21 protein-coding genes are annotated in these 24,615 nt (G+C 70.4%); 9 read left to right on the plus strand and 12 right to left on the minus strand.

Going from position 1 to position 24,615, the window contains the following annotated elements; genetic code table 11:
* Positions 1 to 2: 2 nt before the first annotated feature.
* The 6 genes from LXT21_RS24035 to ftsE form a co-directional block, all read right to left on the minus strand.
* Entirely contained in the window at positions 3 to 1,886 is a 1,884-nt protein-coding gene (locus LXT21_RS24035; RefSeq protein ID WP_254040519.1) for a PEGA domain-containing protein, read from the minus strand.
* Positions 1,887 to 1,956: 70 nt separating this feature from the next.
* Entirely contained in the window at positions 1,957 to 3,333 is a 1,377-nt protein-coding gene (locus LXT21_RS24040; protein ID WP_254040520.1) for a S41 family peptidase, read from the minus strand.
* 58 nt (positions 3,334 to 3,391) lie between these two features.
* Complete coding sequence (locus LXT21_RS24045) at positions 3,392 to 4,252, minus strand: alpha/beta fold hydrolase (protein WP_254040521.1); 861 nt, start codon at positions 4,250 to 4,252, stop codon at positions 3,392 to 3,394.
* A 75-nt stretch (positions 4,253 to 4,327) separates the two neighbouring features.
* Complete coding sequence (locus LXT21_RS24050) at positions 4,328 to 5,452, minus strand: murein hydrolase activator EnvC family protein (protein WP_254040522.1); 1,125 nt, start codon at positions 5,450 to 5,452, stop codon at positions 4,328 to 4,330.
* Complete coding sequence (locus LXT21_RS24055) at positions 5,449 to 6,351, minus strand: cell division protein FtsX (protein ID WP_254040523.1); 903 nt, start codon at positions 6,349 to 6,351, stop codon at positions 5,449 to 5,451. The genes LXT21_RS24050 and LXT21_RS24055 overlap by 4 nt, the downstream gene beginning before the upstream one ends.
* Positions 6,348 to 7,040, minus strand: coding sequence for a cell division ATP-binding protein FtsE (gene ftsE / locus LXT21_RS24060; protein ID WP_141323758.1), 693 nt, complete (start codon positions 7,038 to 7,040; stop codon positions 6,348 to 6,350). Before ftsE ends, LXT21_RS24055 begins: the two co-directional genes overlap by 4 nt.
* A 167-nt stretch (positions 7,041 to 7,207) precedes the next feature.
* On the opposite strand from ftsE, the gene LXT21_RS24065 reads away from it, so the two are divergent.
* Positions 7,208 to 8,638: an SLC13 family permease gene (locus LXT21_RS24065; RefSeq protein WP_254040524.1), complete on the plus strand. Its 1,431-nt coding sequence runs from the start codon at positions 7,208 to 7,210 to the stop codon at positions 8,636 to 8,638.
* An 81-nt stretch (positions 8,639 to 8,719) separates the two neighbouring features.
* On the opposite strand, the gene LXT21_RS24070 is transcribed toward LXT21_RS24065, so the two are convergent.
* A complete protein-coding gene (locus tag LXT21_RS24070; protein WP_254040525.1) occupies positions 8,720 to 9,280 on the minus strand; it encodes a hypothetical protein in 561 nt (186 codons plus the stop codon).
* Between the two features lie 246 nt (positions 9,281 to 9,526).
* Here LXT21_RS24070 and carF point away from each other — a divergent pair, with 246 nt between their 5' ends.
* Positions 9,527 to 10,396 carry a plasmanylethanolamine desaturase gene (gene carF / locus LXT21_RS24075; RefSeq protein ID WP_254040526.1) on the plus strand — a complete coding sequence of 290 codons (870 nt, stop codon included), beginning with the start codon at positions 9,527 to 9,529 and terminating at the stop codon, positions 10,394 to 10,396.
* 30 nt (positions 10,397 to 10,426) lie between these two features.
* Here the strand turns inward: carF and murI are convergent, their stop codons facing one another.
* Positions 10,427 to 11,245 carry a glutamate racemase gene (murI, locus tag LXT21_RS24080; protein ID WP_254040527.1) on the minus strand — a complete coding sequence of 273 codons (819 nt, stop codon included), beginning with the start codon at positions 11,243 to 11,245 and terminating at the stop codon, positions 10,427 to 10,429.
* 114 nt (positions 11,246 to 11,359) lie between these two features.
* Positions 11,360 to 12,640 (minus strand): hypothetical protein, encoded by a 1,281-nt coding sequence (locus LXT21_RS24085; protein ID WP_254040528.1) that lies wholly within the window; start codon positions 12,638 to 12,640, stop codon positions 11,360 to 11,362.
* Between the two features lie 163 nt (positions 12,641 to 12,803).
* On the opposite strand from LXT21_RS24085, the gene LXT21_RS24090 reads away from it, so the two are divergent.
* From LXT21_RS24090 to LXT21_RS24120, 7 genes are read left to right on the plus strand one after another with little or no spacing between them, the layout of a single operon-like run.
* Positions 12,804 to 13,514 (plus strand): MotA/TolQ/ExbB proton channel family protein, encoded by a 711-nt coding sequence (locus LXT21_RS24090; protein WP_046715628.1) that lies wholly within the window; start codon positions 12,804 to 12,806, stop codon positions 13,512 to 13,514.
* A 13-nt stretch (positions 13,515 to 13,527) separates the two neighbouring features.
* A complete protein-coding gene (gene tolR, locus LXT21_RS24095) occupies positions 13,528 to 14,001 on the plus strand; it encodes a protein TolR (protein WP_254040529.1) in 474 nt (157 codons plus the stop codon).
* A gap of 3 nt (positions 14,002 to 14,004) precedes the next feature.
* Positions 14,005 to 14,787: a TonB family protein gene (locus tag LXT21_RS24100; RefSeq protein WP_254040530.1), complete on the plus strand. Its 783-nt coding sequence runs from the start codon at positions 14,005 to 14,007 to the stop codon at positions 14,785 to 14,787.
* The gene (locus LXT21_RS24105) at positions 14,784 to 16,079 is read left to right on the plus strand and encodes an LpqB family beta-propeller domain-containing protein (RefSeq protein WP_254040531.1); all 1,296 of its coding nucleotides are present in this window, start codon (positions 14,784 to 14,786) and stop codon (positions 16,077 to 16,079) included. Before LXT21_RS24100 ends, LXT21_RS24105 begins: the two co-directional genes overlap by 4 nt.
* Before the next feature lie 50 nt (positions 16,080 to 16,129).
* A complete protein-coding gene (locus tag LXT21_RS24110; RefSeq protein ID WP_254040532.1) occupies positions 16,130 to 17,314 on the plus strand; it encodes an aminotransferase class V-fold PLP-dependent enzyme in 1,185 nt (394 codons plus the stop codon).
* A gap of 17 nt (positions 17,315 to 17,331) precedes the next feature.
* Positions 17,332 to 18,267 carry a Ppx/GppA phosphatase family protein gene (locus LXT21_RS24115; protein ID WP_254040533.1) on the plus strand — a complete coding sequence of 312 codons (936 nt, stop codon included), beginning with the start codon at positions 17,332 to 17,334 and terminating at the stop codon, positions 18,265 to 18,267.
* Complete coding sequence (locus LXT21_RS24120) at positions 18,264 to 19,565, plus strand: spinster family MFS transporter (RefSeq protein WP_254040534.1); 1,302 nt, start codon at positions 18,264 to 18,266, stop codon at positions 19,563 to 19,565. The genes LXT21_RS24115 and LXT21_RS24120 overlap by 4 nt, the downstream gene beginning before the upstream one ends.
* An 82-nt stretch (positions 19,566 to 19,647) precedes the next feature.
* Here the strand turns inward: LXT21_RS24120 and LXT21_RS24125 are convergent, their stop codons facing one another.
* From LXT21_RS24125 to LXT21_RS24135, 3 genes are read right to left on the minus strand one after another with little or no spacing between them, the layout of a single operon-like run.
* Positions 19,648 to 20,964 (minus strand): lysophospholipid acyltransferase family protein, encoded by a 1,317-nt coding sequence (locus tag LXT21_RS24125; RefSeq protein ID WP_254040535.1) that lies wholly within the window; start codon positions 20,962 to 20,964, stop codon positions 19,648 to 19,650.
* Between the two features lie 35 nt (positions 20,965 to 20,999).
* Complete coding sequence (locus LXT21_RS24130) at positions 21,000 to 21,521, minus strand: hypothetical protein (RefSeq protein WP_254040536.1); 522 nt, start codon at positions 21,519 to 21,521, stop codon at positions 21,000 to 21,002.
* On the minus strand, positions 21,521 to 24,607 hold the full coding sequence (locus tag LXT21_RS24135; protein ID WP_254040537.1) for a POTRA domain-containing protein: 3,087 nt from the start codon (positions 24,605 to 24,607) through the stop codon (positions 21,521 to 21,523). The genes LXT21_RS24130 and LXT21_RS24135 overlap by 1 nt, the downstream gene beginning before the upstream one ends.
* Positions 24,608 to 24,615 lie beyond the last annotated feature (8 nt).

The following is a 24,615-nucleotide window of genomic DNA, read 5'->3' on the forward strand; positions in this document are numbered from 1 at the left end:
GGCTAGTAATTCCGGAGATCGTCGTCGTCGATGGACGGCCGCTTCTTCTTCTTCTCTTCTTCCTCGCGCTTGCGCTTGTCCTCTTCGTCGCGCTTGCGCTTGGCCTCCGCCTGACGCTCCGCCTCGGCCTCTTCCTGCTTGCGGCGCTCATCCAGCTCACGGCGCTGGCGCTCCACCTCTTCGCGGCGCTTCTTGAGCTCCTCCTCGCGCTGGGCGGCGTCCTCGTCGCGCGAGCGCTTCGAATCGCGCGCGGGGGGCGGCGGCGCCGGAGCCGGCTCGGGCGCGGGAGTCGTCTTGGCCGGCGGCGGGGTCGTCTTCGCCGGGGGCGGAGGCATGGGGAGCGGCTCGCTCACGGGCTTGGTGCCCTTGGGCGGAGGCGGCATGTCCAGCGACTCGCTCTTCGCGGGCGCGGCCTTGGACGGAGGGGGCGTGGCGCGCGAGCGGGCCGGCGGGGCCGACGCCTTGGGGGCGGGAGAGGAGCCGCCGCCGCCGCTGGCGAATGCGAAGTAGCTGCCCAGACCCGCGGAGACCAGGCCCGTCACCAGGCCGATGTCGGCCACCAGCGCGTACGTCTTGCCCGTGTCCTTGAAGTCCTTGGCGCGGGGGCTCGTCTGGGGCGCGCGGCGGAAGTCATCCTCCTTCGAGGAGGCCTCCATGCCGAAGTAGATGCCGCCCGCCAGCAGCGCGACGCCCGTGGCCATCAGCACGTAGCCCATCGTCTTGCGGTTGCTGCTGCCGCCGCTCGCGAAGTGCGTCACCGGCTTGTTGCCCGCCAGCCGCGCCGTGTCCGCGCCCACCAGCGAGGACAGGAACGTGTCGGAGCCCGTCGCCATGGCCTCGCCCACGGGCACCGAGCCCACCGCGTAGCCCAGGTTGTGGCCGTCCGTGACGTCCAGCCGCAGCCCCGTCACCTGCACGGGCGCGCTGCCCGTGCCGCCCTGGACCAGCAGCGCCAGCACCTGGGACACGCCGGCCAGCGCGCCCAGCTCGCGCAGGGCCACGTCCCGCTCGGCGCCGTCGGGCTTGCGCACGATGCGCTCGGAGATGGACTGCAGCGCGCGCTGCGAGGCCGAGGGCGTCAACGTGAGCGCCGTCTCCCCCTCGCGGGCGCGGCGCTGCTCGAGCTCGTAGCCCGGCGCCATCACCGTCACGAAGTGGTCCGCCGCCGTCAGGCCCGAGAGGGACACGGGGGACACACCGCGGAACTGGCCGTCCACGTACACCTGGGCGGGCACGGGCTCGGTGCGCACCGTCAGCGCGACGGTGGAGCCGGCGAGCGCCGCCTTGCGCTCCTTGTCCACGAAGGACATCTCGTCGGGCGGGAAGAAGTTGGACGAGAACTGCGCCCGCGGGTCCACCGCCAGCACCGCGCGAATCTCCAGCTGCGCGGCGGCGTTCTCACCGTTGGCCACCTGCGAGGCCGCCTTCATCACTCGGGCGCGGACGAAGTCGCCGAAGCCGCGCGACAGGTCTCCCGCCTCGAACGCCTTGGCGGCCACGTCGAAGCGCTCGAGCGCCTTCTGCGTGTCCAGCTCGTCGTACGCCGCCTGGCCGTCCTTCATGGCCTGGGCGCCCTCGGCGGCCTTCGCCTCGCGCTCGGCCTTGCCCTGCACATCCAGCGCTTCCGACAGCCGCACCAGCTCCAGTCGGCCCGAGCGCGCCACGGACTGCTCGGCCCAGTACGCCAGCCGCGCCGCCTCCGTGCGCGCCGTGGCATCCAGCGGGATGGCCACCACCGTCACGGAGGACGGAGAGGCGGAGGGGACTGCTCGGGGCGTCAGCCTGAGGGGGAGGCTCGACTGCGCGGCGGCGGGGCCCACGGCCAGCATGCCCACCAACCACCCGCTGAGGGCCGCGTGCATCGCGCGATTGCTCGAAGGTCGCATCACTCGTTCACCTTTGTCCGCCCGCCATCAAACGGAGGTCGCGGCGAAAAGCAAGGGGGAAGCAGTGTCTTCAGCGACCCTCGGCGCGCGCTGGAGGCCGTCCACCGGGGGTCGACAGCCCGTGGAGGTACTCGAGCGCGACCTTCAACGGAGGGTCCTTCAGCTGCGCGGCGACGTCCCAAGGCACCAGGTTCTCCGGAGGCCCCTTGAGCGTGGAGGACGGGGGCGAAGCCTCGTCCGAGCCCTCCGCGCGGAAGTGACGCTGCAGGTCCTTCTCGCGCGGCGCCTCGCGCCCGGGCTTCCCACCCTGCTCGTCCGGGACGACGTAGTCGGGGGTGATGCCGCGCTCCTGGATGCTGCGGCCCTTGGGTGTGTAATAGCGAGCAATCGTCAGCTTCAGGCCGGAGCCGTCCTCCAGCTCGATGACCGTCTGCACGCTGCCCTTGCCGAACGTCGGCGTGCCGATGAGCGTGGCGCGGCCGTGGTCCTGGAGCGCGCCGGCGACGATTTCCGACGCGGAGGCGCTGCCCGCGTTGACCAGCACGACGACGGGGTAGTTCTTCTCCGTGTCGCGGTCCTTGCTGCGCTCCTCGGTGGAGTTGCGCCCGTCGCGCCCCCGCGTGGAGACGATGGGCAGGTTGCCCGGCAGGAAGCGGTCGCTCACCGCCACCGCCTGGTCCAACAGGCCCCCGGGGTTGTTGCGCAGGTCCAGCACCAGCCCACGCAGCTCCTTGCCGCCGTTGAGGCCGCGCAGCCGGTCCAGCTCCTTGCGCAGGTACTGGTCCGTGCGCTCCTGGAAGTTCTTCACCTTGACGTGGCCGATGCCGCCGTACAGCGCGCCCTCCACGGAGATGATTCGGATGTGGTCCCGGATGATGGCGATTTCGCGCGGCGCGGTGAAACCCTGGCGCTGGATGGTGAGCAGGACGCGGCCACCGGCGGGCCCGCGCATCTTCTGCATCGCGCGGCCCACGTCCATGCCCCGCGTGCTCTCGCCGTCGATGCCCACCAGCTCATCGCCCGCCTTGAGCCCCGCGCGCGACGCCGGCGTGTCATCGATGGGCGCCACGACGATGATGCGGTCGTTCTTGCGCGCGATTTCGATGCCCAGCCCGCCCCACTCGCCCGAGGTGTCGATCTTCATCTCCCGGAACACGTCGGGCGGCATGAAGACGGTGTGCGGGTCCAGCGTGTCGAGCATCCCCTGGATGGCGCCGTAGACCAGCCGCTCCCGGTCCGGCGGCTCCACGTAGTTGTTCTCCACGTAGGAGAGCACGCGCGCGAAGGTCTCCAGCTGGCGATAGGTGGCGTCGTCCTTCTCCGCCCGCTCCGCCTTGCCCGGAGGTCTGCTCCCGCCCGCGTCCTTCTTCTCCTGTGCGGCCGAGGGCCCGGACACGAGGAGGAGCGCGGCCAGCGCCGCGCGCCATGGATGGGAGAGACGCGTCACGACGGTACGTCCTTTCGCGGAAGACAGCTCGAAGGGCGTCCCAGTCTATACCCGGCCCTCAGAGGCCCGACGCATCCGCGAAGCGCACCAGGTGCGACACCAGCTCGTCCGGACGCTCCATCTGAGGCACGTGGCCGAAGCCCTGCACCACCCTCACCTGTGCATGCGCCGGCAGGTGGGAGCGGAACCAGTCCAGCGAGCGGGAAGGCAACAGCCGCTCGCTGCCGCCCCACAGGAACAACACCGGCATGGCCAGCTTGCCCACCGCCTCCGGAGAGAGGCTCAGCCGAGACTCGAGCGCCTCGGCGGTGAGGGCCTTCACGGTGGGCGTGTCATAGAAGCGCCGCAGCTCGGTCGCCAAGAGCAGCGCCGGCAGCGGGGCTTGATGGAACAGGCGCCGGGTGAAGGCGCGGGCCTCCGCGGGCGTGCCCACCTTGAAGGCGTTGAGCAGCGCGGTGCTCTCCTCCACCGGCAGCTCCGCGCCCGCCGAAGCCACCAGCGCCAGCGCGCGCACCCACTGGGGAGACTCGGACGCCAGGTTCACCGACATGGCGCCGCCCAGCGAGTTGCCCACCACGTACGCGGGCTCCTTCACCTCCTGCTCGACGAAGTTGCGCAGCACCTCGAACTGGTTGCGCACGCACACCTGGCCGCCGCAGTACTGCACCGAGAAGCCATGGCCCGGCAGGTCCGGCGCCACCACGCGCGAGAAGCGCTTCGACAGGCCGAAGAACGTGCGGCCGAAGCCGTTCGCCGAGCCGCCCAGCCCGTGCACCAGCACCACCGGCGGCCCCTTCCCCTGCCCCTTGAGCGAGTAGAAGTGCACCGACTGTCCGCCGACCTCGACTGTCGAGGACTGAACACCCCGGGCCACCAGCACCCGTCGCATCACCTTCTGCATTCCGCCCATGAGGTCCATGCGCCTGCCCGCTCCTCTCGTGCTGAAATCCCTTCACCCAGGATAACAAGCCCGCCCGAAACGTGCCGCAACGCGTCAGGGCGTCGGAGCCAGCCAGGGTGCGGGGTCGACGGCCTGGCCTGCCTTGCGGACCTCGAAGTAGAGGTACGAGCCCTTGAGCGAGCCGGTGTCCCCCACCTCGCCCACCGGCTCTCCGGCGACGACGGGGGCGCCCACCTCCGGGGCGACGGCGGACAGGTGGGCCATGAGCGTGTGGTAGCCGTCCCCGTGGTCGAGGATGAGCAGGTTGCCGTAGCCGCGAAGCGAGCCGGCGTAGACGACGGTGCCATCGGCCACGGCGATGACGGGCGTGCCGGAGGCGGCGCGGATGTCGAGCCCCTTCTGCACGGTGACGGTGTTGAAGCGCGGGTTGACGACCTTGCCGAAGCCCACCTCGACGATGCCGCGCGTGGGCGGGGGCAGCTTGCCCTTGAGCGCGCCGAAGCCGTGCGTGGCGGGCGCCTCCTTCAGCTCGCGCACCACCTGGGAGAGCTCCGCGTCCGCCTGCTCCAGCTCCTTCACCGCGCGGCGCGCCAGCTCCGCCTCGCCCGCGAGCGAGCCCACCACCTCCTCGAGCGCCTCGTGCTGCGCGCGAGCCAACCGCTCCTGCTCCTGGAGGAACGTCACGCGCGTGGCGAGCGAGGACTGCAGCCGCTTCAGCTCCAGCGTGGACTGGCGCTGCAGGTGGGCCACGCGCTGCACGCCGCGCAGCAGGTCCAGGTCTCCGGCCATGCTCGCCTCCAGCGCGCGGGCCCGCCACACCAGCGCGGAGAAGTCCTCCGCGGACAGCAGCACCTCCAGCGGGCGGCGGCGCATGACGCGGTAGAGGGTGCGCAGCCGGGGAGACAGGCGGCGCAGTTGGACGCGCAGGGCCTCGCGCAGCAGCACCTCCTCGCGCTCGGCCAGGATGACGCGCTTGCGGAACAGGGCCAGGTCCGCCTCCAGCGCGCGCACGCGGCGACGCGAGAAGGCGACCATCTCCTCCATCAGCTCCAGGCCCTCGAGCACGGTGAGCTTCTTGGACTCCACCAGCGCCAGCGTCGCGCGCTGCGCGGCCAGCTTCTCGCGCAGGGCGGACTGCTCCGCCTCCTCCAGCTTCTGCGCGTGCGCGGGGAGACCGAGGAGCACCAGTCCGAGAGCGAGGACGAGGACGCGGCTCATACGCGCAGGAAGCGCCCCACCGCGACGAAGCTGCCGCCCAGGCCCAGGCCACAGCCCGCGCCCACCAGCTCCAGCACCAATCGCGGCTCCACCCACGGCGCCGCCACGCCCGGCCCCAGGAGGAACGCGAACAGCGAGCCCAGCGTGGGGCCCACCAGCTTGCCGAAGGCCCACAGTCCCAACAGCGCCACGCCCGCGCCGAGCAGCCCCTGCAGCAGGCCCTCCAGCAGGAAGGGCGCCTTGACGAAGCGGTCCGTGGCGCCCACCAGCTTCTGGATTTCAATCTCCTCGCGCCGCGAATAGATGGCGAGCTGGAGCGTGGCCGCGACGATGACGACGGTGGCGCCCAGCACCACCACGAAGGCCACCATGGCCCCGAAGCTCAGCGCGCGCGCAATCGCCGTCAGCCGCTCCACGGCCTGCTCGCCGTAGTCCACGCCGGACACGCCGGGCAGCCCACGCAGCTCTTTCGCCAGGGCCTGGAGCGCCTCGGGCGTGCGCTGCTCGGGCGGCACGCGCAGCTCCAGCGCCGCGGGCAGCGGGTTCTCGGGCAGCTCCGACAGGGCCTCGCCCAAATCGCCCAGCTCGGTGCGCAGCCGCGCCAGCGCCGCGTCCGGAGGCACCAGCGTCACCTGTCCCTGGCTGAGCGCCTCCACGCGGGCGCGCACGCCGTGCGCCTCGTCCTGGCCCAGTTCCGGCGCCAGGTACACCGTCACCTCCACCTCGCCGCCCAGGGAGGCCAGGAGGTTGTCGAGCACCCGGGCGCCGCCGCGCGCCAGCCCCGCGGAGAACAGGGCAATCGCGATGGTCGTCACCGCGATGAAGTGCACGAAGGGCGAGTGCTTGAGCCCCACCGCCGCCGAGCGCCAGAAGTACCGCGTCTTCGCCAGCGCGCTCATACCACCATCCGCCGCGCCGCCTTGACGCCGTCCTCGTCGGACACAATCTGCCCGCGCTCCAGGCGCACCGTGCGCTTCTGGTAGCGAGCCAGGAGCGTGGCGTCGTGCGTGGCCACCACCACCGTGGTGCCGCGGATGTTCACCTGCGTGAGCAGGTCCATGATTTCGACGGTGAGCGCCGGGTCCAGGTTGCCGGTGGGCTCGTCCGCCAGGAGGATGGTCGGGTCATTGACGAGCGCGCGCGCGATGACCACGCGCTGCTGCTCTCCACCCGACAGACGCAGGGGGAACGAGTCCGCCTTGTGCTCCAGCCCCACCAGCTTGAGCATCCGGCGCACCTTGTCGCGCGCCTGCGCCCTGGGCACGCCCAGCACGTCCAGCGTGAAGGACACGTTGTCCTCCACGGTGCGGTGCGGCAGCAGCTTGAAGTCCTGGAACACCACGCCGATGTTGCGGCGCAGGTAGGGCACGGCGGACTCGCGGATGCGGGCGATGTTGCGGCCGCCCACCAGAATCTGCCCCTTGGTGGCCTTCTCCGCGCAGAAGATGAGCTTGAGCAGCGTCGTCTTGCCCGCGCCCGAGGGGCCCGTGAGGAAGACGAACTCGCCCTTCTCCACGCTGAGGTTGATGTCCGAGAGCACCGGCGGATCGCCGGGATACGCCTTGTAGACGTGGAAGAATTGAATCATGGCGCGTCGCGGGAGGACGCCAACCTACCACGGCCGGGCGCCGGCGACCCACGCACCCCGGGCAGCAGGCCCGGCTTTCCCCTCCCACCCGCGGCGCCACCTGTGCGACGGTCCCGCGCCATATGAGCGAAGAGCCGGCCGCGCGGGGCGCGACGAGGGGACAGTGGGTGGGACGCTTCGCGGGGCCCCTGGCCGCCGCCCTCATCTACGGGGTTCCCTCCGGCCTGCACACCCTGCCTGGTCTGGACCACCGCCCCGCCGCCGCGGCGGCCGTGGCCGCGTGGATGGCCCTCTGGTGGTTCACCGAGGCCGTCCCCATGGCCTGGACGGCCGTGCTCCCGGTGGTGCTCTTCCCGCTGCTCGGCGTGTTCGACACGGACAGCGTCGCGGTGGCGGCGGGGCGCTCGGTGCTGCCGTTCCTGGACCCGTACATCTTCCTCTTCATGGGCGGAATGGCGCTGGGCGCGGGCATGGAGCAGTGGGGCCTGCACCGCCGAATCGCCCTGCTCATCATGCGCGCGGTGGGCACCGGCCCCCAGCGGCTCTTGTTCGGCATGCTCGCGGCCACCGCCGCCGTGTCGCTCTGGATTTCCAACACCGCCACCGCGGTGATGATGGTGCCCATCGGCATGGCGCTGCTCACCCAGCTGCGCGCGTCGGAGGGCCGCCCGCTGGAGCACTTCGGCGCGGCGCTGATGCTCGCGGTGGCCTACGGCTCCAACATCGGCGGCATCGGCACCAAGATTGGCAGCCCCACCAACTCCGTCTTCGCCGGCGTGGTGTCGCGACGGCTGGGCACCGACGTGGGCTTCGTCGAGTACATGGTCGCCGCCCTCCCCTTCGTCCTCATCTTCCTGCCCGTGACGTGGGCCGTGCTGTGGCGGTGGGCCCGGAAGGACCAGATGGGCCCGGGCCAGGGCGGGGACGTCATCGCCCGGGAGCTCGAGCAGCTGGGCCCCATGTCGCCCGGGGAGCGCACCGTGGGCGTCGTCTTCCTCGTGGCCGCGGTGCTGTGGATTCTCGGAGACCCGCTGCGTGACGCGCTCGCGCCCCTGGTGGCCCGCGCCACGGGCGGCTTCAAGCTGGGCGGCAAACACTACGAGGCCACGGTGGCCATCGTGGGCGCCGTGACGCTGCTGGTGCTGGGCCGGCTGTCGGTGGCCGCGCTGCGGCGGGTGCCCTGGGACACGCTGCTCCTGCTCGGCGGAGGCTTCGCGCTGGCGGCGGGCATCGAGGCCAGCGGGCTCGCCTCCTGGATGACCTCGCGCCTGTCGGAGCTGGAGTCGCTGCCGGGGCTCGTCCAGTACGGCACGGTGGCCAGCGCCACCATCCTGCTGTCGGCCATCGCCTCCAACACGGCCACGACGAACGTCATGCTGAACGTGCTGCCCGCCTCGCGGCCCTTGTTGGCGGTGAGCACCTTCGCGGCCTCATGCGACTTCGCCCTGCCCGCGGGCACGCCACCCAACGCCATCGTCTTCGGCAGCGGCGTGGTGCGCCTGCCGGTGATGATGCGCACGGGCATCCTGCTGGACGTCCTCGCCGCGCTGCTGCTCACCGTCTACGGCGTCACCTGGGTGCGGTGGGTGCTGCCCTAGCGACGCGGGAGGGAGTGTCGACTGGAGGACAGTCGACGCGCCCGGGGCAGCGAGGCCACCGGGGCGACGAACGGCGGGGGGCTACTGCTCGCCCTCTCCCGCCAGGTAGCTGAGGATGACCTCGTCGAGGCTCTTCTCGGAGATGAGGTCCTCGCCGAAGAGGGTCTCCACGCCGACCTCGTTGATCTTCGGCTTCTCCTTGAGGGCCCGAGCGGCGGCGACCTCCGGAGGCAGAACGGGCGCGACAGGCGCGACGGGAACCACCACCGGCTTGGGGGCCACCATCGGCTGGCCGGCCTGCAGCTTCGCCTGGGCCTGGTCGGCCTCCGTGGCGAGCTGGCCGGGCTGGTACGACCGGACGGCGGACTCGTAGTTGTCGTACACGCCGTTGATGAGGTTTCGCAGCATCTCCTTGTGCTGCTCCTCCATCAACTCGCGCACGACCTCCGCCAGGCTCTCCGCGTTGAGGATGTCCGAATAGGACGTCTTCTTCGACGCGAGGATGTTCCCGCCCACGAACAGGTGGGTGATGATGTGGGGATTGTTGACGCCCGAGTCCTCGGTCTGGACGTGGTAGACCTTCCCCTTGTGCTTGATGTTGTGGTTGAAGCCGGTGACGGCCTTCTCGAAGGTTTTCGTCATTGCCGAGGTGGCGGACCGTACCAGCCGCTTCCCCACGTCGCAAGGTAAGCCTCGCCCCCGCATGTCCGTCCGGCGCGCCTGCCCGCCGGGCATGACGCAAAACTTGCGGCGGGAGCCCGCCTGCCTTGCGACCCGGCCTTCGAGTGCGCCCGAGACTCCGGTCCGTTGAAAAGCCAAAAGCGGCTGGGGTACGTACAGGCTATGGGTGTGGTGCTCCACGACACCCCCGGCCCAGGGACGCCACGGATGAAGAAGACGAACGAGATCAAGAACAAGGTCCGCCTGCAGGACGCCCAGGTCCTGGCCGAGGGCTACTCCCCCGCCATCCGCGCCATGGAGATTGGCGCCATCGTCAGCTTCATGACGCTGGAGCTCCTCCTCGTCTATCGGCTCTACAACAACCCGCATGGCGGGCCGTGGCTGCTGCTCAGCGCGGTGCTGCTGGGCTACCTGGCCGCGGACTTCGTCTCCGGCTTCGTGCACTGGATGGGGGACACGTGGGGCTCCACGGAGATGCCCATCCTCGGCAAGGCGCTCATCCGCCCCTTCCGCGAGCACCACGTCGACGAGAAGGCCATCACCCGCCACGACTTCGTGGAGACCAACGGCAACAACTGCCTCATCTCGCTGCCGGTGGCCGTCGCCGCGGTGTGCATGCCGCTGTCCAGCTCCGGCTGGGTGTTCGTCTCCAGCTTCCTGGGCGCGATGATCTTCTGGGTGATGGCGACCAACCAGTTCCACAAGTGGTCGCACATGGACGCGCCGCCGGCCCTCATCGGCTTCCTGCAGCGCATCCACCTCATCCTGCCGCCGGCCCACCACCAGATCCACCACACGGCGCCCTTCAACAAGTACTACTGCATCACCGTGGGCTGGCTGAACTGGCCGCTGAACCTGGTGTCCTTCTTCCCGCTGATGGAGCGCCTCATCACCCGCGTCACCGGGCTGGTGCCGCGCGAGGACGACATCGGTGACGAGGCCGCCCGCGCGCTCGTGGAGGCCGAGGGCGCCGCCGAGCCTCCCGTGGTCCAGGCCGCCAAGGAGCTGCTCACCAAGGCCACCACCACGACGGAGGAGGCCGCGCCCGCCACCGTCACCACCCGCCCCTCCGCCTGAGCGACCTGGGCCCGGGGCGGACCCGGGCCGTCAGAACTTCAGGTCCACCTGCTCGGCGTGGGTGATGGGGCGCCCCAGGAAGCGCGCCCCCACCTCCATGAAGCGCTCGGGCACGTCGGTGACGAAGTAGTCGTGAGAAGGCGGCTTCTCCCCCATCGCGGGAGCCAGGAGCCCCTTCTGTTCCAGCAGCGCCGCGACGGCCTCCGCGGTGGCCTCCGCCGAGTCCACCAGCGCGACGTCCGGGCCCACCACCTCCGCGATGACGCCCTTGAGCAGCGGGTAGTGGGTGCAGCCCAGCACGAGCGTGTCCACGCCGTCCCGGGCGAAGTCCCCCAGGTACTCGCGCGCCGTCAACAGCGGTACGTCCCCGGTGGTCCACCCCTCCTCCGCCAGCGGCACGAAGAGCGGACAGGCGCGGGCCTTCACCCGCACCCGCGGCCCACCAGCCTCCAGGGCCCGCTGATAGGCGCCGGAGCGGATGGTGCCCGGCGTGCCGATGACGCCCACCCCGCCGCCCCGCGTGCGCGCCAGGGCCGTGGAGGCGCCCGGCTGGATGACGCCCACCACCGGTACCGGCAGCGAGGCCTCCAGCGCGGGCAGCGCGGCGGCGGAGGCCGTGTTGCAGGCCACCACCAGCAGCTTGATGCCGCGCTCCAGCAGGAACTCCGCGTTCTTCAGCGAGTAGCGCGTCACCACCTCGCCGGACTTGGTGCCGTAGGGCACGCGCGCGGTGTCGCCCAGGTACACCGTGCTCTCGTGGGGGAGGTGGGCCATCAGGGCCTTGAGGACCGTGAGCCCGCCGATGCCGGAATCGAATACGCCGATGGGGTTGTGGCTGCCTTGCCGCATGTCCCGTGTCCCTATCACGTTTGATGCCAGCGACAGGGCCCACCCCCGCAAGCACGAAGGGCCGAGGCACCTGGCCCCAGCCCTTCTGTTCACCCCACGAACGGGTGGGTCCGACTAGTTCGGGAACAGCGACACCAGCAGGGCATTGTTCGGGCCCGGGAACGAGTGGCCCACCACGTCCACGGTGACGCTGTTGGCGACCGAGCGGTACTCGGTGCCGTTGGTGGCCCGGGCGAACATCTCCACCTGGTAGCGGCCCGGACGCAGGAACTCGAAGACCACCGGCGCGTCGTTGCAGCCGTGCACGTCACCGACGATGCCGTACACGAGCTCCCCGGTGAAGACGTCGCGGAAGTTGATGGCCACGTCATTGATGCCCGCCTGCGAGCAGCTCAGCGCGGAGCCACCAGCGCGCAGCTCCCACTTGATGGACGCGCCGCCAATCACCCACAGCGAGGCCGTCACGTTCACCGCGCCACCCGACGGCACCGAGAACGAACCGGTGTAGTAGTACCAGGGGTTGTTCTGGGCATCGACCGCCACCAGCTGCAGGTCGTGGTTGCCCGCGCCCAGGTTGGTGTTGGTGATGGTGGCCCCCGCGCTGCCCGCCGAGCAGGAGAAGCGCTCCCACGGCCCACCGTCGATGCGAATCTCCACGTGCGTCACGCCGGCCTGGCCGCAGTTGAAGCGGCTCGGCCCATCCTGGAACTCCCAGCCCAGCGTCACGCCGGTGGCGCTGGAGCGCATCGAGCCGATGTACGAAGTCGGGGCGCCGTAGTGGGTGGTCAGCCGGCCGGAGTGCTCGTAGACGACGCGCAGCCGGGAGTCGAGCGCGACCATCTGCAGGGAGTGCTCACCCGGGTCCACGTACAGCGACTTGATGGCGTTGCCGTTGCTGCCGGCCTCGCAGTCGAAGCGGCCCCACTCGCTGTTGTCGATGCGCACGTCCACGTAGCGCACGCCCGCCGAGTTGCAGCTCGCGTTCCCCGGGAACTGCCACTCGAGATACGCGTAGGACGGCGGGACCCCCGGCGGCAGCAAGTCGATTTCCACCGTCTGGTCGCCGTTGATGCGGAAGGTGCCGCTGCCCTCGTACAGCACCTCGTTGACGTAGCTGACCGCCTCCATCTGGAAGCTGTAGGTGCCCGGCTGGAAGCGGTGCAGGACGATGCCGTCGAAGCCATTGGCGCGGCACGGGTAGCGACCATCGTTCTCCAGGCGCTCGCCCGGGATGTAGATGTTCACGCCCCGGACATCCGGGTCCTCGTCGCAGCGCAGCCCCGCGAGGGTCCAACGGAATGTCACGTCACCTTCGTAGGCGGGCTCGTCGTGGATGATACAGCCGGAAGAGACCGCCGCCAGGCAGAGGAATGCAACCAGCAGTCGGGAGTTCATGGGGGGCAACCTGTCTTGGGGTGATGAGGTGTTCGGCCCGTTTCAGTCACCTCGGACGACCCCTCCCGGGAATTATTCACCGGTACGGCCAACCCACTTCAAGCAGCCGGGCTTGCCCCGATTGTTTGACCCAGTTGTAGCGGAGTGTTACGCGCTCCACCCCATGACGCCCCACCTGCCCCTGGCGCTCGGCGCCATGAACTACGTGGAGATCATCCGCGACGCGTCCTTCATCGAGCTGGCGGTCCTGCTGCTCCTGATGGGCGTCTCCGTGGCTTCCTGGGCCCTCATCGCGATGAAGGCCACCCAGCTCGCCAAGGCTCGCGCACAGTCTCTCACCTTCCTCGACACCTTCTGGAAGGCCTCCAGGCTGGAGGCCATCTACCAGACGGCCCAGAAGCTGGACGCCTCGCCGCTCTCCAAGGTCTTCTGTGCGGGTTACGAGGAGCTGACCAAGCTGGCGCAGGCCAAGGAAGGCGGCGCCGAGGGCGCCATGGCGGAGCGGCTGGGCGGCATCGAGAACGTGGAGCGCGCGCTGATGCGGGCCTCCACGTCGCAGATCACCGAGCTGGAGGCGCGCGTGTCGTTCCTGGGCACGGTGGGCGCGGCGTCGCCCTTCGTCGGCCTGTTCGGCACCGTCATCGGCATCCTCAGCGCGTTCAACCAGATCGCCGAGCAGGGCAACGCCACGCTGGCCACGGTGGCGGCGCCGGTGGGCAACGCGCTGTTCGCCACGGCGGCGGGCCTGTTCGCGGCGATTCCGGCCGTCGTCGCGTACAACTCGTTCGTCAGCCGCATCAAGGTGTTCGACACGGAGATGTCCAACTTCTCCGCGGACTTCCTCAACATCATCAAGCGTCACTTCTTCCGTTAGGCGGACCTCGACCATGGGCATGGGCGGAGGCAATCGCGGCGGTGGCCGCACCACGATGAGCGAGATCAACGTCACGCCCATGGTGGACGTGATGCTGGTGCTGCTCATCATCTTCATGGTGACCGCGCCCCTCATCCAGCAGGGCGTGAAGGTGAACCTGCCGGAGACCAAGGCGGCCCCGGTGGAGGCGACGGAGAAGAAGGTCGTGCTCTCCATCGACGCGGGCAAGAAGGTCTACATCGGCGACGCCGAGGTGCCGCTCGAGGAGCTGGAGGCGAAGCTGGCCGCCAACGCCAAGGTGCAGGCCGACAAGGAGGTCTACCTCCACGCCGACCGGGACGTGCCCTACGGCACCGTCGTGGAGGTGATGGCGGCCGCCCAGCGCGCGGGCATCAACAACGTGGGGATGATCACGGACCCTTCCACGGGGGCCAAGACGTCCAACACGCAGTCGACCTCGAAGAAGCCCAAGGAGGCGAAGCGCTAGCCCATGCACTCCGCGGTGAGCCACAGCCTGCTCCTCGACAAGAGCTCACGGGTGTCGCCGTTCATCATCGCGTCGGTGGGGGGGCACGTGGCCCTGCTGCTGGCGGGGATGCTGTACGCCCACCTCAACGCCGGGCCCAAGGTGGACCTCACCGCGCAGCCCATCCGCGCCACGCTGGTGCGCCAGGGCAAGCCGCGCGACTCGAAGCTCTTGCCGCGCAAGGAAGCCCTGCCGCCGCCGCCCAAGCAGGTGGACGCGCCCAAGCCCGCGCCCGAGGCGCCGCCCGCGCCCTCCTCCGCCGCCGTCGCGGTGCCCATCCCCGGCGTCAAGCCGGAGCCCTCTTCCGCGCCCAAGCCCACGCCCGTGAAGGGTGAGAAGGAAGGCGAGGACCGACGCAAGCGGCTGTTCGGCGCGTTCGACAAGACGGCCAAGGCGTCCGAGGAGGAGCCCGAGGGCGCCGAGGACGGCGACCCGGATGGCGACTCCGCCACCGCCGAGGGCGAGCGCTACTTCGGCCTGCTGCAGGCGCAGGTGCGCCGCAACTACAGCGTCGCGGACACGATTCCGGAGTCCGAGCGACTGCACCTCAAGGCCCTCGTGGCGCTGCGGCTGGGGCGCGCGGGCGAGGTGCTGGACGTGAGCCTCACCAAGCCCAGTGGCAATGATTTGTTCGACGCGGCGGTCGTCACCGCCGTGCGCAAGGCCTCACCCTTCTCGCCTCCTCCCGACCACCTCCGAGACGCGCTGCAGAAGAACGGCGTCAACCTGATGTTCAACGCCCTATGAAAGCCCTGCTCCTCTCCCTCCTCCTCGTCCCGCTGGCGGCCTTCGCCCAGACGCCGACCATCGAAATCTCCGGCGCCAACTTCCGCCCGCTGCCGGTGGCGGTGGCCGCGCCCCTCACCCAGAACGAGGGCGCCAAGGGCACGGCGACCGCCTTCGACACCGCCTTCACCTTCGACCTCACCGCGTCCGGCATCCTCCAGGTGCTGGACCGCAAGAGCTTCACGGCCGACCCCAAGGAGGGCATGGCCGCGGGCACCATCACCTTCAGCCGCTGGGCGGACGTGGGCGCCGAGGCGCTGGTGAAGGTGTCGCTGGCGGACGACGCCGGCACGCTGCGCGGCGAGCTGCGCCTGTACAACGTGGGCACCGGCCGCGAGGACCTCAAGGTGACCAAGGACGCGCCGGTGAAGAACCCGTCGCTCCTGGCCCACCGGCTGGCGGACGCGCTCTACCGGCACTTCACCCGCGAGCCCAGCCCCTTCCTGTCGCGCATCACCTACGTGAAGAAGGCGGGCAACAACCGCGACATCGCCGTGGCGGACTGGGACGGCGGCAACCCCGTGACGCTCACCAAGGGCGGCATCAACATCCTGCCCTCGCTGAGCCAGGACGGCTCGCAGGTGGCGTACACGTCGTACCGCAAGAACCGGCCGGACCTCTGGGTGCAGCGCCCCGGTGGCGAGGCGCGCATCGTGGTCTCCGACGGGCAGATGATCACCGGCGGCGCGTTCTCTCCGGACGGCAAGCGCCTGGCGTACTCGCAGGCCGAGGGTGAGAGCGCTCAAATCTACGTGGCCAACGCGGACGGCTCGGGCGCGAAGGCCATCACCGACACGCCCTACGGCCTGAACACCAGCCCCACCTGGTCTCCCGACGGCAAGCGGATCGCCTTCGTGTCCAACCGCGGCGGCAGCCCTCAAATCTACGTCATGGGCGCGGACGGCTCGGGCGTGCGGCGGCTCACCTTCCAGGGCAACTACAACCAGACGCCGGACTGGTCTCCGCGCGGCGACCTCATCGTCTTCACCGCGCGCGACGAGCGCAACGCGTTCGACCTGTTCACCATCCACGTCGAGACGGGCAAGGTGACGCGCCTGACGCAGGACCAGGGCAACAACGAGGAGCCCGCGTTCTCGCCCAATGGCCGGCTGGTGCTGTTCTCCTCCACGCGCGCGGGCGGCACGCAGCTGTTCGTGATGACGGCGGACGGCAACAACCAGCTCCCCCTGCGGGCGGAGAAGGGCACGCTGTTGACGCCCGACTGGGCGCCGCTCGCCGACAGCCAGCCGTAGGACTCGCGGAGCGTTGACAGGGGGCGCGTGCTCGGGTCCAGTTCCCGCGCATGAGCGCCCCCTTCCGTTCCCACTGGGGATTGGACCCCCAGGTCCGTTTCCTCAATCACGGCTCCTACGGTGCGTGCCCCACCGCCGTGCTCCAGAAACAAGCGGAGCTGCGCGCGCGGATGGAGGCGGAGCCCGTCCGCTTCCTGCACCGTGAAATCGAACCCCTGCTGGACGAGGCCCGCGGTGTGCTCGCGGACTTCCTCGACGCGGACACCGAGGACGTGTCCTTCGTCACCAACGCCACCAGCGGTGTCACCACGGTGCTGCGCTCGCTGCGCTTCCAGCCGGGGGACGAGCTGCTCACCACGGACCACGAATACAACGCCAGCCGCAACGCGCTGGACTTCGTCGCCGAGCACACGGGCGCCAAGGCGGTGGTGGCGAAGCTGCCGTGGCCGGTGACGTCCGCGCAGTCCATCGTGGACACGGTGCTCGCGCACGTGACGCCGCGCACGCGGCTGTTCCTCGTGGACCATGTCTCCAGCCAGACGGCGCTGGTGATGCCGCTGGCGAAGCTCGTCTCGGCGCTACGCGCGCGTGGCGTGGAGACGCTGGTGGACGGCGCGCATGGGCCGGGGCAGGTGCCGCTGTCGCTGCGCTCGCTGGGCGCCGGCTACTACACGGGCAACTGTCACAAGTGGCTGTGCGCCCCCAAGGGCGCCGCCTTCCTCCACGTGCGCCGGGATTTGCAGCCAGGCCTGACGCCGCTGGCGGTGAGCCATGGGCGCAACTCGCCCCGCACGGACCGCTCGCGCTACCGGTTGTTGTTCGACTGGACGGGGACGCATGACCCGTCCGCGGTGCTCTGCGTGCCCGAGGCGCTGCGCGTGGTGGGTGGCCTGCTACCCGGCGGCTGGCCGGAGGTGATGGCGGCCAACCGGAGCAAGGCCCTGGCCGCGCGCGCCCTGCTGTGCGAGCGGCTGAGAGTCGCCCCCGCCTGCCCCGAGGACATGGTGGGCAGCATGGCGGTGGTGACGCTGCCACCGGGCTATCCGTTGGAGCCCGAACCTCCGCTCTACCTGGACCCGCTCCACCTGCGCCTGTTCGACGCGCACCGCATCGAGGTGCCCATCGTCGCGTGGCCCAAGCCACCCGAGCGGCACGTGAGACTGTCCGCGCAGCTCTACAACACCCCGGACGAGTACACCGCGCTGGCGGACGCTTTGGAAGCGCTGCTGCGTTGAGTAGGCTGGCTACACATATGCCGCGATTCGCCACCATCGACATCGGTACCAACTCCGTGCTGTTGCTGGTCGCGGAGCGCACCGAGGAAGGCCGCTTCGAAGCCGTCCTCGAGCGCGCTGAAATCACCCGCCTGGGACGTGGCGTGGACGCCACCCGCCGCCTGTCCCCCGAGGGCATGGAGGCCACGCTGTCGGTGCTCGAGGCCTTCGCGCGAGAGGCCCGTGAGCAGGGCGCGCAGGACATCGCCGTGTCCGCCACCAGCGCGGCGCGAGACGCGGTGAACGGCGCGGAGTTCCTCGAGGCCGCGAAGACGCGCGCGGGCGTCACGGTGGAGATCATCTCCGGGCAGTTGGAGGCGGAGCTGTCGTTCGCCGCGGTGAGCTCGGACTTCGCGGGAGAGGCGGCCGGGCCCCTGCTGGTACTGGACATCGGCGGCGGCTCCACCGAGTTCATCTACGGCAACCCCGCGGGCCACGTGGACTTCCGTCACAGCTTCGACGTGGGCGCGGTGCGGCTCACCGAGCGCTTCGTGAGTTCGGACCCGATGTCCTCCGAGGACCGCGCGCGCATCCAGGCGCATCTGCGCGACACGTTCAAGGCCTTGCCGCCTCCGCCTCCCGCCTCGGTGCTCGTGGGCGTGGCGGGTACGGTGACCACGGTGTACGCGGTGAAGCACGCCATCGACCCGTACGACGCGGCCCGGGTGCACGGCGGCACGCTGTCGGTGGGTGAGCTGGGCGCGCTGGTGGACCAGCTGTGTCAGCAGCCCCTGGAGGCGCGGCGCGCACTGCCGGGCATGCAGCCCAAGCGCGCGGACGTCATCCCCGCGGGTGCGCTCATCCTGCTGGAGGCGGTGAAGGCGCTGGGGCTGGATGGCTGCCGGGTGAGTGACCGGGGTTTGAGATGGGGACTGCTCGCGCACCGCTTCGGCGCGGGAGCTTCCCGTTCATGAGCGCGCCCTCCGTGAGCGTCTCTCCGACTCCGTCTCCGTCCCCCTCGCCCACCACCACGCCCGCGGCTCCGGCGGCGAACGCCGGCTACGCGCTGCTCATCCTCACGCTCATCAACCTGGTCAACTACCTCGACCGATACATCGTCGCGGTGGCGCTGCCGGGCATCCAGAAGGAGTTTGGCATCAACGACACCCAGTCGGGCCTGCTCGGCACCATGTTCATCGTGGTGTTCATGCTGGCCTCGCCGCTGGGTGGCTTTCTCGGTGACAGATATCCGCGCAGGCTGCTGGTCGCGGGCGGCGTGCTGTTGTGGAGTCTCGCCACGGGAGCCAGCGGGCTCGCCACGTCCTTCGTCGCGCTGCTCGTCGCTCGCGCGGTGATTGGCATCGGCGAGGCGGGCTATGGCGCGGTGGCGCCGAGCATCATCTCGGACCTCTACCCTCGTGAGCGGCGCACGCGGATGCTGGCGCTCTTCTACATCGCCATCCCGGTGGGAGCGGCCGCGGGTTATGGCCTGGGCGGGTGGCTGACGCAGAAGTATTCGTGGCACGTGGCCTTCTTCGCCGGAGGCGTGCCGGGCCTGATTCTGGGCGCGATGGCGTTCTTCATGCCGGAGCCCCAGCGCGGCGCCATGGACGGCCCGGACGCGCAGGTGAAGATGCCCTTCATGGTCGGCCTGAGAGGCCTGGGGCGCAACGCGGCCTTCTGGGCGGTGACGGCGGGCTACACGCTGATGACGTTCTCCATCGGCGGCCTGGGCTTCTGGATGCCGACGTACCTGGTGCGCGAGCGCGCCATGTCGGCGGACAGCTCCGGGTTCCTCTTCGGCGCGATTACCGCGGTGGCGGGCTTGTTGGGCACCGTGGCCGGTGGCTGGCTGGGCGACAAGTTGGACCGCAAGCGCGAGGGTGGCGGCCTGTGGATGTCGGGCATCGGCCTGCTGCTCGCGGCGCCGTGCATGTACCTGGCGGTGCATCTGAAGGACGTGGGGCCCACGTTCGCGGCCATCGGCGCCGCGCAGTTCCTCATCTTCCTCAACAGCGGCCCCATCAACGCGGCCATCGTCAACTGCGTACCGCCCGCGTTCCGCGCCTTCGCGATGGGGCTCAACGTGCTGTGCATCCACCTGCTCGGGGATGCGATTTCGCCCACGCTCATCGGCAACATCGCCGACGCGTCGAACCTGCGTACCGCCATCGCGGTGAACGCCCTGCCCGTACTGCTCGGCGGACTGGCGTTGCTGGTTGGCGCGCGGTTGTTCCGGGACGCGGTGCCTCGGGAGCGCGCTACCGCCTGACCCGCCAGCCGCTCCACCTCCATGGCCAGCCGCTCGCCACCCGCGAGCAGCAGCGCCTTGAGGCGCGCGGTTGCCTGGCGCGCTACCGCCTGACGGCGTCCACCTTCGGCCGGTACTCGTCCGCCAGTCGCTCCACCTCCGTGGCCAGCCGCTCGCCATCCGCGAGCAGCAGCGCCTTGAGGCGCGCGCGGTTGCCCAGCATGAAGAACACGTCCACGTCCCGCCGCAGCACATCCGAGCGTTCGGAGAAGTAGAGCGTGAAGAGCGCCAGCGGCGGCACCGCGACGAAGGTAAACAACGCGAGGAACGCCCCCCCCAGCACGCCCGCCGTCACGGTGAGCGCCGCCCACCAGACGAGCATCACGACGAAGCCCGTGAGGAACTTCACCGTGGCCTGCACATCGAGCTCCGCCTTGCGGCTGGCGGCCCGAGGCACCTGGTACGGCAGCCAGAAGAGCACGAGCCCCAATACGAACAGCGGCAGTCCGAACACGAGCGCGAGCAGGTTCTTCACGATGAACGACGTGACATTGCCCGGACGGTAGACGAGCGCCAGGTCCGACGGCCCTGTCGCGTGCACCAGGTCCAGCCGCCGCTTGAAGGACGTGAGCTGTGCACGCAAATCCTCGAAGCGCTCCGGCTCCTGCGTGCGGAACAACTGCACCCCACGCGCCCACAGGCGCAGTCGCTCCGCGTCCAGCGCCCCGCCCTGCTTGAACGCGAAGAGCTGCTCGGCGAGCTGAATCAACGGCAGGTCCGCCCACTGCTCCAGGTTGAGCGTCACCGCGCGCAGTCCCTCGGCGATGCGCTCGGTCAGAGCGCGCACCGACTCCTGCTCCGAAGCGGCATCCGCGGGCTGGAACGCAGTCGCATCAATGGCCGGCCCCACGTCGATGAGGACCTCGCTGCGGAAGACGTGCTTCTCCGCGTACGTGAGGCCCACGGGGACGATGCGCACCGGCGCGCCCTCGCGGACGGCACTCAGCGCGATGCGCGACGCCCCCGTCTTCAGCTCCGCGAGACCTGGCTCCGAGTGACTCTTGCCCTCGGGGAAGATGGTGATGGCGCGGCCCTGCACGAGCGCGCCCTTGGCGGCGTCGAGCGTGCCCTCGTTCCCCCCCATCTTCGTCGGGTCATCCTGCTTGCGATACACGGGCAGCGCGTCGAGCCCCTTCAGCAGCCAGCCGATGACGGGCATCCGGAACAGCGGCGCCTTCGCGAGGAAGGTCACCTTGCGGCGCGTGAGGATGAAGACGAGCCCCGGGTCGATGAGCCCATTGGGATGGTTGCCCACGAACAGCACGGGCCCCTCGGGCTCGGCGCCGGAGGCATTCACCTTCACCCGGTAGAACAGGCGCAGACACACCGCCACCACGGCACGGACACAGGCGTAGAACACACCAGGGACTGTACCTCACGCCGTGAGGCCAGCGCTCACGGGTACTTGTCCACCACCAGGATGACGCCCGTGTTGTCCTGCACCACGGAGAAACCCTTCATCGGGCTCGGGTAGGCAATCAACCCCTCGCCATCGCGGTCCCACCGCGCGTCGAGCAGGATTCCGCAGAACGGCACCGACATCGCGCCACTCTCCGGCAGGAACACGCGGTCATAGCGGCCGAACACGCGGTGCTTCGTCACGTAGAGCCGCCCGCCGATGCGCGCGCCGGGCAGCACCTTCTCCCCCTCGTCCCGGGGCAGCGCGATGACGAAGCTGTAGTTGTACCGAGCCGGGCCCGGGTGGTCCTGGATGGCGTCCACGATGACCGGGAGCTTGTCGCCGGGCTTCAGCCCCAACCGCTCCATCTGCACCAGCGCGCCCTTCGGACACGTCCCCTCCGGCGGCATCCACTTGGGACGCTCCGGCGCATCGGTGACGTCCTGCGTGTGGCGACACCCCACGCCCCAGAGGCTCGTCAGCAAGAGCGCCATCCACCCCGTGGACCTGAGCCTCATCAGAACGTCCCGATGCTGAAGTGGAACTGCGTGCGCGCCTCGTTCACTTCCTCATCCGGGTCCAGGTTGAAGCCCACGTCGAACGCGAGCGGCCCCACCGGCGTCATGTACCGCAGCCCCACGCCCGCCGCGTAGCGCAGCCGCTCCAGGTCCAACCGCGTCCTGTCCAGCCACAGGTTGCCCGCCTCGAAGAACAGGCCCAGATCCAGCGACGTCAGCGCCGGCAACCGCAGTTCCGCCTTGCCCAGCGTGAAGAGCTCACCGCCCTGACTCGCCGGCACCTGCCCCGCGAGCACCGCCTTCAGCTCGCCCGAGCACCCCGTCGGGCTGATGAGCGAACGACAGTCGCGCAGCCGCTGATGCAGCGCCTCGCGCACGTCCTCCGGCAGCACACCATCCTCACGGAAGCCGCGCAGGCTCGACGAGCCACCCAGGTAGAACAGCTTCGAGCCGATGGGCTGAGCCCCCGTCTCCATCGGGACGATGGTGCCCGCGCGCGCCGACAGCGCCAGGCTCGCCCTGCGCCCCAACGGGATGTAGCCACTGAGGCTGCTCGCCAGCTTCAGGCCGTTGATGGGGAACGCGGGCACGGCGTTGCCCGCCACGTCCGTGGGGCTCACGCTGATGCCGCGCGTGAGCTCCGCGCTGCTGATGAGCACCAGGCCGCGCCGGGGGTTCGTCGCGTCGTCACGGAAGTCGAGCGTGATTGCGGGCCGGAGCGAGTGCAGCACGAAGTCGCCGAACGGATAGCGCAGCCGCTCCTGGTCCGCGCGGTTGAGCAACTCCAGCACGCCAGCGCGAGAGCGCAGCCGGTTGTTCTCCACTTCGTACGACAGCGAGACGTTGAACCAGGACGCCACCGCCCAGTCCAGCGCCGCCGCCGCCGCGAGCCGCGAGGACACATACGAGGGCCGGTGCACGCGCTCGGCAATCAGGTCCAGTCGCGCGCCCACCTCGAAAGGCAACAGGAAGTACAGACGCGGCTGCGACAGCGCCAGGTTGCCACGGCCACCCAGTCCGCTCAGGCCCTGGAGCTCCACATCACAGCCCGCCGAGGCGGCGCCGCCCGACTGCTCACAGGCGATTCGCCGGTCCCTCGACAACGCCTCCGCGCTCCAGCCCGCGTAGTTCACCTTGCCGCGCGCCAGCAGGCTCAGGCCCAGTCCATCCAGGTTGCGGTACGCCGTATCCAGCGTGATTCGAGGACCGTCGACGAGGAAGTAGCCGCCGGACACCTGGCCATCCAGACGGGGCCGCTCGTGCACCGTCACCACCACGTCCTTGGACTCCTCGCGCCGCGTGGGGTCCGCGAGCGCCACGTCCACCTGACGGAACAAACCCAACCGCGCGAGCCTGCGCTGTCCCTCGGTGAGCGAGTCCATGGCCAGCGGCTCACCCTCCTTCAGGTTCAGGTTGGCCATGATGAGGTCAGGGTCCGTGCGCGTCAGGCCCTGCACCAGCACCTTGCCCACCTTCACCTGGGGCCCCGTGTCCGCATGGAACACCACCGTCGCGACGGTGTCCCCCTCCTCCAACGAGGACTTCGTGGTGACGCGGGCGAAGAGATAGCCCTGCGCGCCCAGTCCGCGCTCCAGCGCGACGCGCGACGCCTCCACCGCCTCGAAGCTCAGCGGCAGCCCCTTGTGCACGCCCAGGCCCGAGGCCGTGGCGCGCGCGGCCTGGTCATCCGGGAACCCCTGGGGGTCGACCTGCTTCACGCGCGTCTGCGGCCCCTCCACCACATCGAAGTCCGCCGCCGCCGTGCGCGTGCGCGCATCCACCGTCAGCCCCCGGAGCGTCACCACCACGGAGAGGAAGCCCCGCTCGCGGTACTGCTCCATCATCGACTCCGTGGCCTCCAGCCACGCGTCCTCGACGTACACCGTGGCCGGGTCCGGCACCGGCTCCGTGGCGTCAGGCCGACGGCCGTGACGGCCCTCGACGTCCAGCGGGTCGTCCTGGAGTCGCATGTCCAGCTCGGGCTGGAGCTCCCCGGCGCGGATGCGCTCCGCCAGCACCTCCCTCAACGTGCCCGAGCCCAACGACGCGTTGCCGTGGAAGCGGACGTCGCTGACACGCAGCGGCTGTCCCTCGTCCACGTCGAAGGCCAGCACCGCCACCTCACCATCCGCCCGCAGCACCTCGCGGGCACGCACGCGCGCGTCGTGGAACCCTCGGTGCCGGTAGAACGACTCCACCCGCCGCGCCAGCCGTCCGGCCACCACCTCGTCGAGCGGCTCGGCCACGTCGTACGCCAGCACCCGCTCCAGCACCTCGGCCGGGAAGCGGTGGTTGCCGTGGAAGCGCACGCTGTAGCGAGGCCCCGCCGACAGCGGCACCGACACCGACGCGGCGCTGCCCTCCACCAGCACCGCGGGCGTGCCCACCTGCGCGCGCCAGTGCCCCGCCTCGCGCAGCACCGTGCGCAGTTGGTCCAGCCCCGCGTCCAGCCGCACGCGGTCGAACACCTCGCCGGGTCGCATCGCGAGCGCCGCCAGCAAGCGAGGCAGCGGCAGGCCCGGACTGCCGGAGAAGTTCACCTGTCGCACCAGCGTCGGCTGGCCCTCGGTGACGTGCAGCGACACCTGGATGCCCAGGGGCAGCGGCTCCTGCGTGGCCGTCACGCGCACGGAGTCGTAGCCCTTGCGCTGGTACGCCTGCAGCACGCCGGACACGGCGCCCTCGAGCTCCTCCTGGTCCAGCGGGCCGCCCTCGAGCAGGCCGCTGGCGTCGAGCAACTCCCCGTCCGTCAGCACCTGGTTCCCGTCGAAGCGCAGGCGCGCCAGCCGCGACACGGGCGTGAGCTGGAACACCAGCCGCACCCCGCCACGCACTTCCTCCGCGCGCGCCACCACGTCCGAGAATCGCCCCGTGGCCCACAGCCGCTCCACCGAGCGGCGCACCAACGAGGGCATCAGCGACTGCCCCTTGCGCACCGCCACCAGCCCACTGAGCCCCTCGGCGTCCTCGCCGCCGGGCAGGTGCAGCTCCACGGCCACCACGTTCTGCCCCGCGGCGCGAGCCTCGGGCGTTTGGGCGTGCGCGGAGGCCGAGGCCAGGACGCACAGCCAGAGCCCCAGCGCCACCGCGGCGC

It is taken from the genome of Myxococcus guangdongensis (assembly GCF_024198255.1).
GTDB lineage: Bacteria > Myxococcota > Myxococcia > Myxococcales > Myxococcaceae > Myxococcus > Myxococcus guangdongensis.

Excerpts from the sequence above, each read along its gene's own strand:
- LXT21_RS24070 (WP_254040525.1), bottom strand. The coding sequence starts at position 9,280 with ATGACGAAAACCTTCGAGAAGGCCGTCACCGGCTTCAACCACAACATC.
- LXT21_RS24120 (WP_254040534.1), top strand. The coding sequence starts at position 18,264 with ATGAGCGCGCCCTCCGTGAGCGTCTCTCCGACTCCGTCTCCGTCCCCC.
- LXT21_RS24130 (WP_254040536.1), bottom strand. The coding sequence starts at position 21,521 with ATGAGGCTCAGGTCCACGGGGTGGATGGCGCTCTTGCTGACGAGCCTC.
- LXT21_RS24090 (WP_046715628.1), top strand. The coding sequence starts at position 12,804 with ATGACGCCCCACCTGCCCCTGGCGCTCGGCGCCATGAACTACGTGGAG.
- LXT21_RS24085 (WP_254040528.1), bottom strand. The coding sequence starts at position 12,640 with ATGAACTCCCGACTGCTGGTTGCATTCCTCTGCCTGGCGGCGGTCTCT.
- LXT21_RS24115 (WP_254040533.1), top strand. The coding sequence starts at position 17,332 with ATGCCGCGATTCGCCACCATCGACATCGGTACCAACTCCGTGCTGTTG.
- LXT21_RS24105 (WP_254040531.1), top strand. The coding sequence starts at position 14,784 with ATGAAAGCCCTGCTCCTCTCCCTCCTCCTCGTCCCGCTGGCGGCCTTC.
- LXT21_RS24050 (WP_254040522.1), bottom strand. The coding sequence starts at position 5,452 with ATGAGCCGCGTCCTCGTCCTCGCTCTCGGACTGGTGCTCCTCGGTCTC.
- LXT21_RS24055 (WP_254040523.1), bottom strand. The coding sequence starts at position 6,351 with ATGAGCGCGCTGGCGAAGACGCGGTACTTCTGGCGCTCGGCGGCGGTG.
- LXT21_RS24045 (WP_254040521.1), bottom strand. The coding sequence starts at position 4,252 with ATGGACCTCATGGGCGGAATGCAGAAGGTGATGCGACGGGTGCTGGTG.
- ftsE (WP_141323758.1), bottom strand. The coding sequence starts at position 7,040 with ATGATTCAATTCTTCCACGTCTACAAGGCGTATCCCGGCGATCCGCCG.
- murI (WP_254040527.1), bottom strand. The coding sequence starts at position 11,245 with ATGCGGCAAGGCAGCCACAACCCCATCGGCGTATTCGATTCCGGCATC.
- tolR (WP_254040529.1), top strand. The coding sequence starts at position 13,528 with ATGGGCATGGGCGGAGGCAATCGCGGCGGTGGCCGCACCACGATGAGC.
- carF (WP_254040526.1), top strand. The coding sequence starts at position 9,527 with ATGAAGAAGACGAACGAGATCAAGAACAAGGTCCGCCTGCAGGACGCC.
- LXT21_RS24035 (WP_254040519.1), bottom strand. The coding sequence starts at position 1,886 with ATGCGACCTTCGAGCAATCGCGCGATGCACGCGGCCCTCAGCGGGTGG.
- LXT21_RS24100 (WP_254040530.1), top strand. The coding sequence starts at position 14,005 with ATGCACTCCGCGGTGAGCCACAGCCTGCTCCTCGACAAGAGCTCACGG.
- LXT21_RS24110 (WP_254040532.1), top strand. The coding sequence starts at position 16,130 with ATGAGCGCCCCCTTCCGTTCCCACTGGGGATTGGACCCCCAGGTCCGT.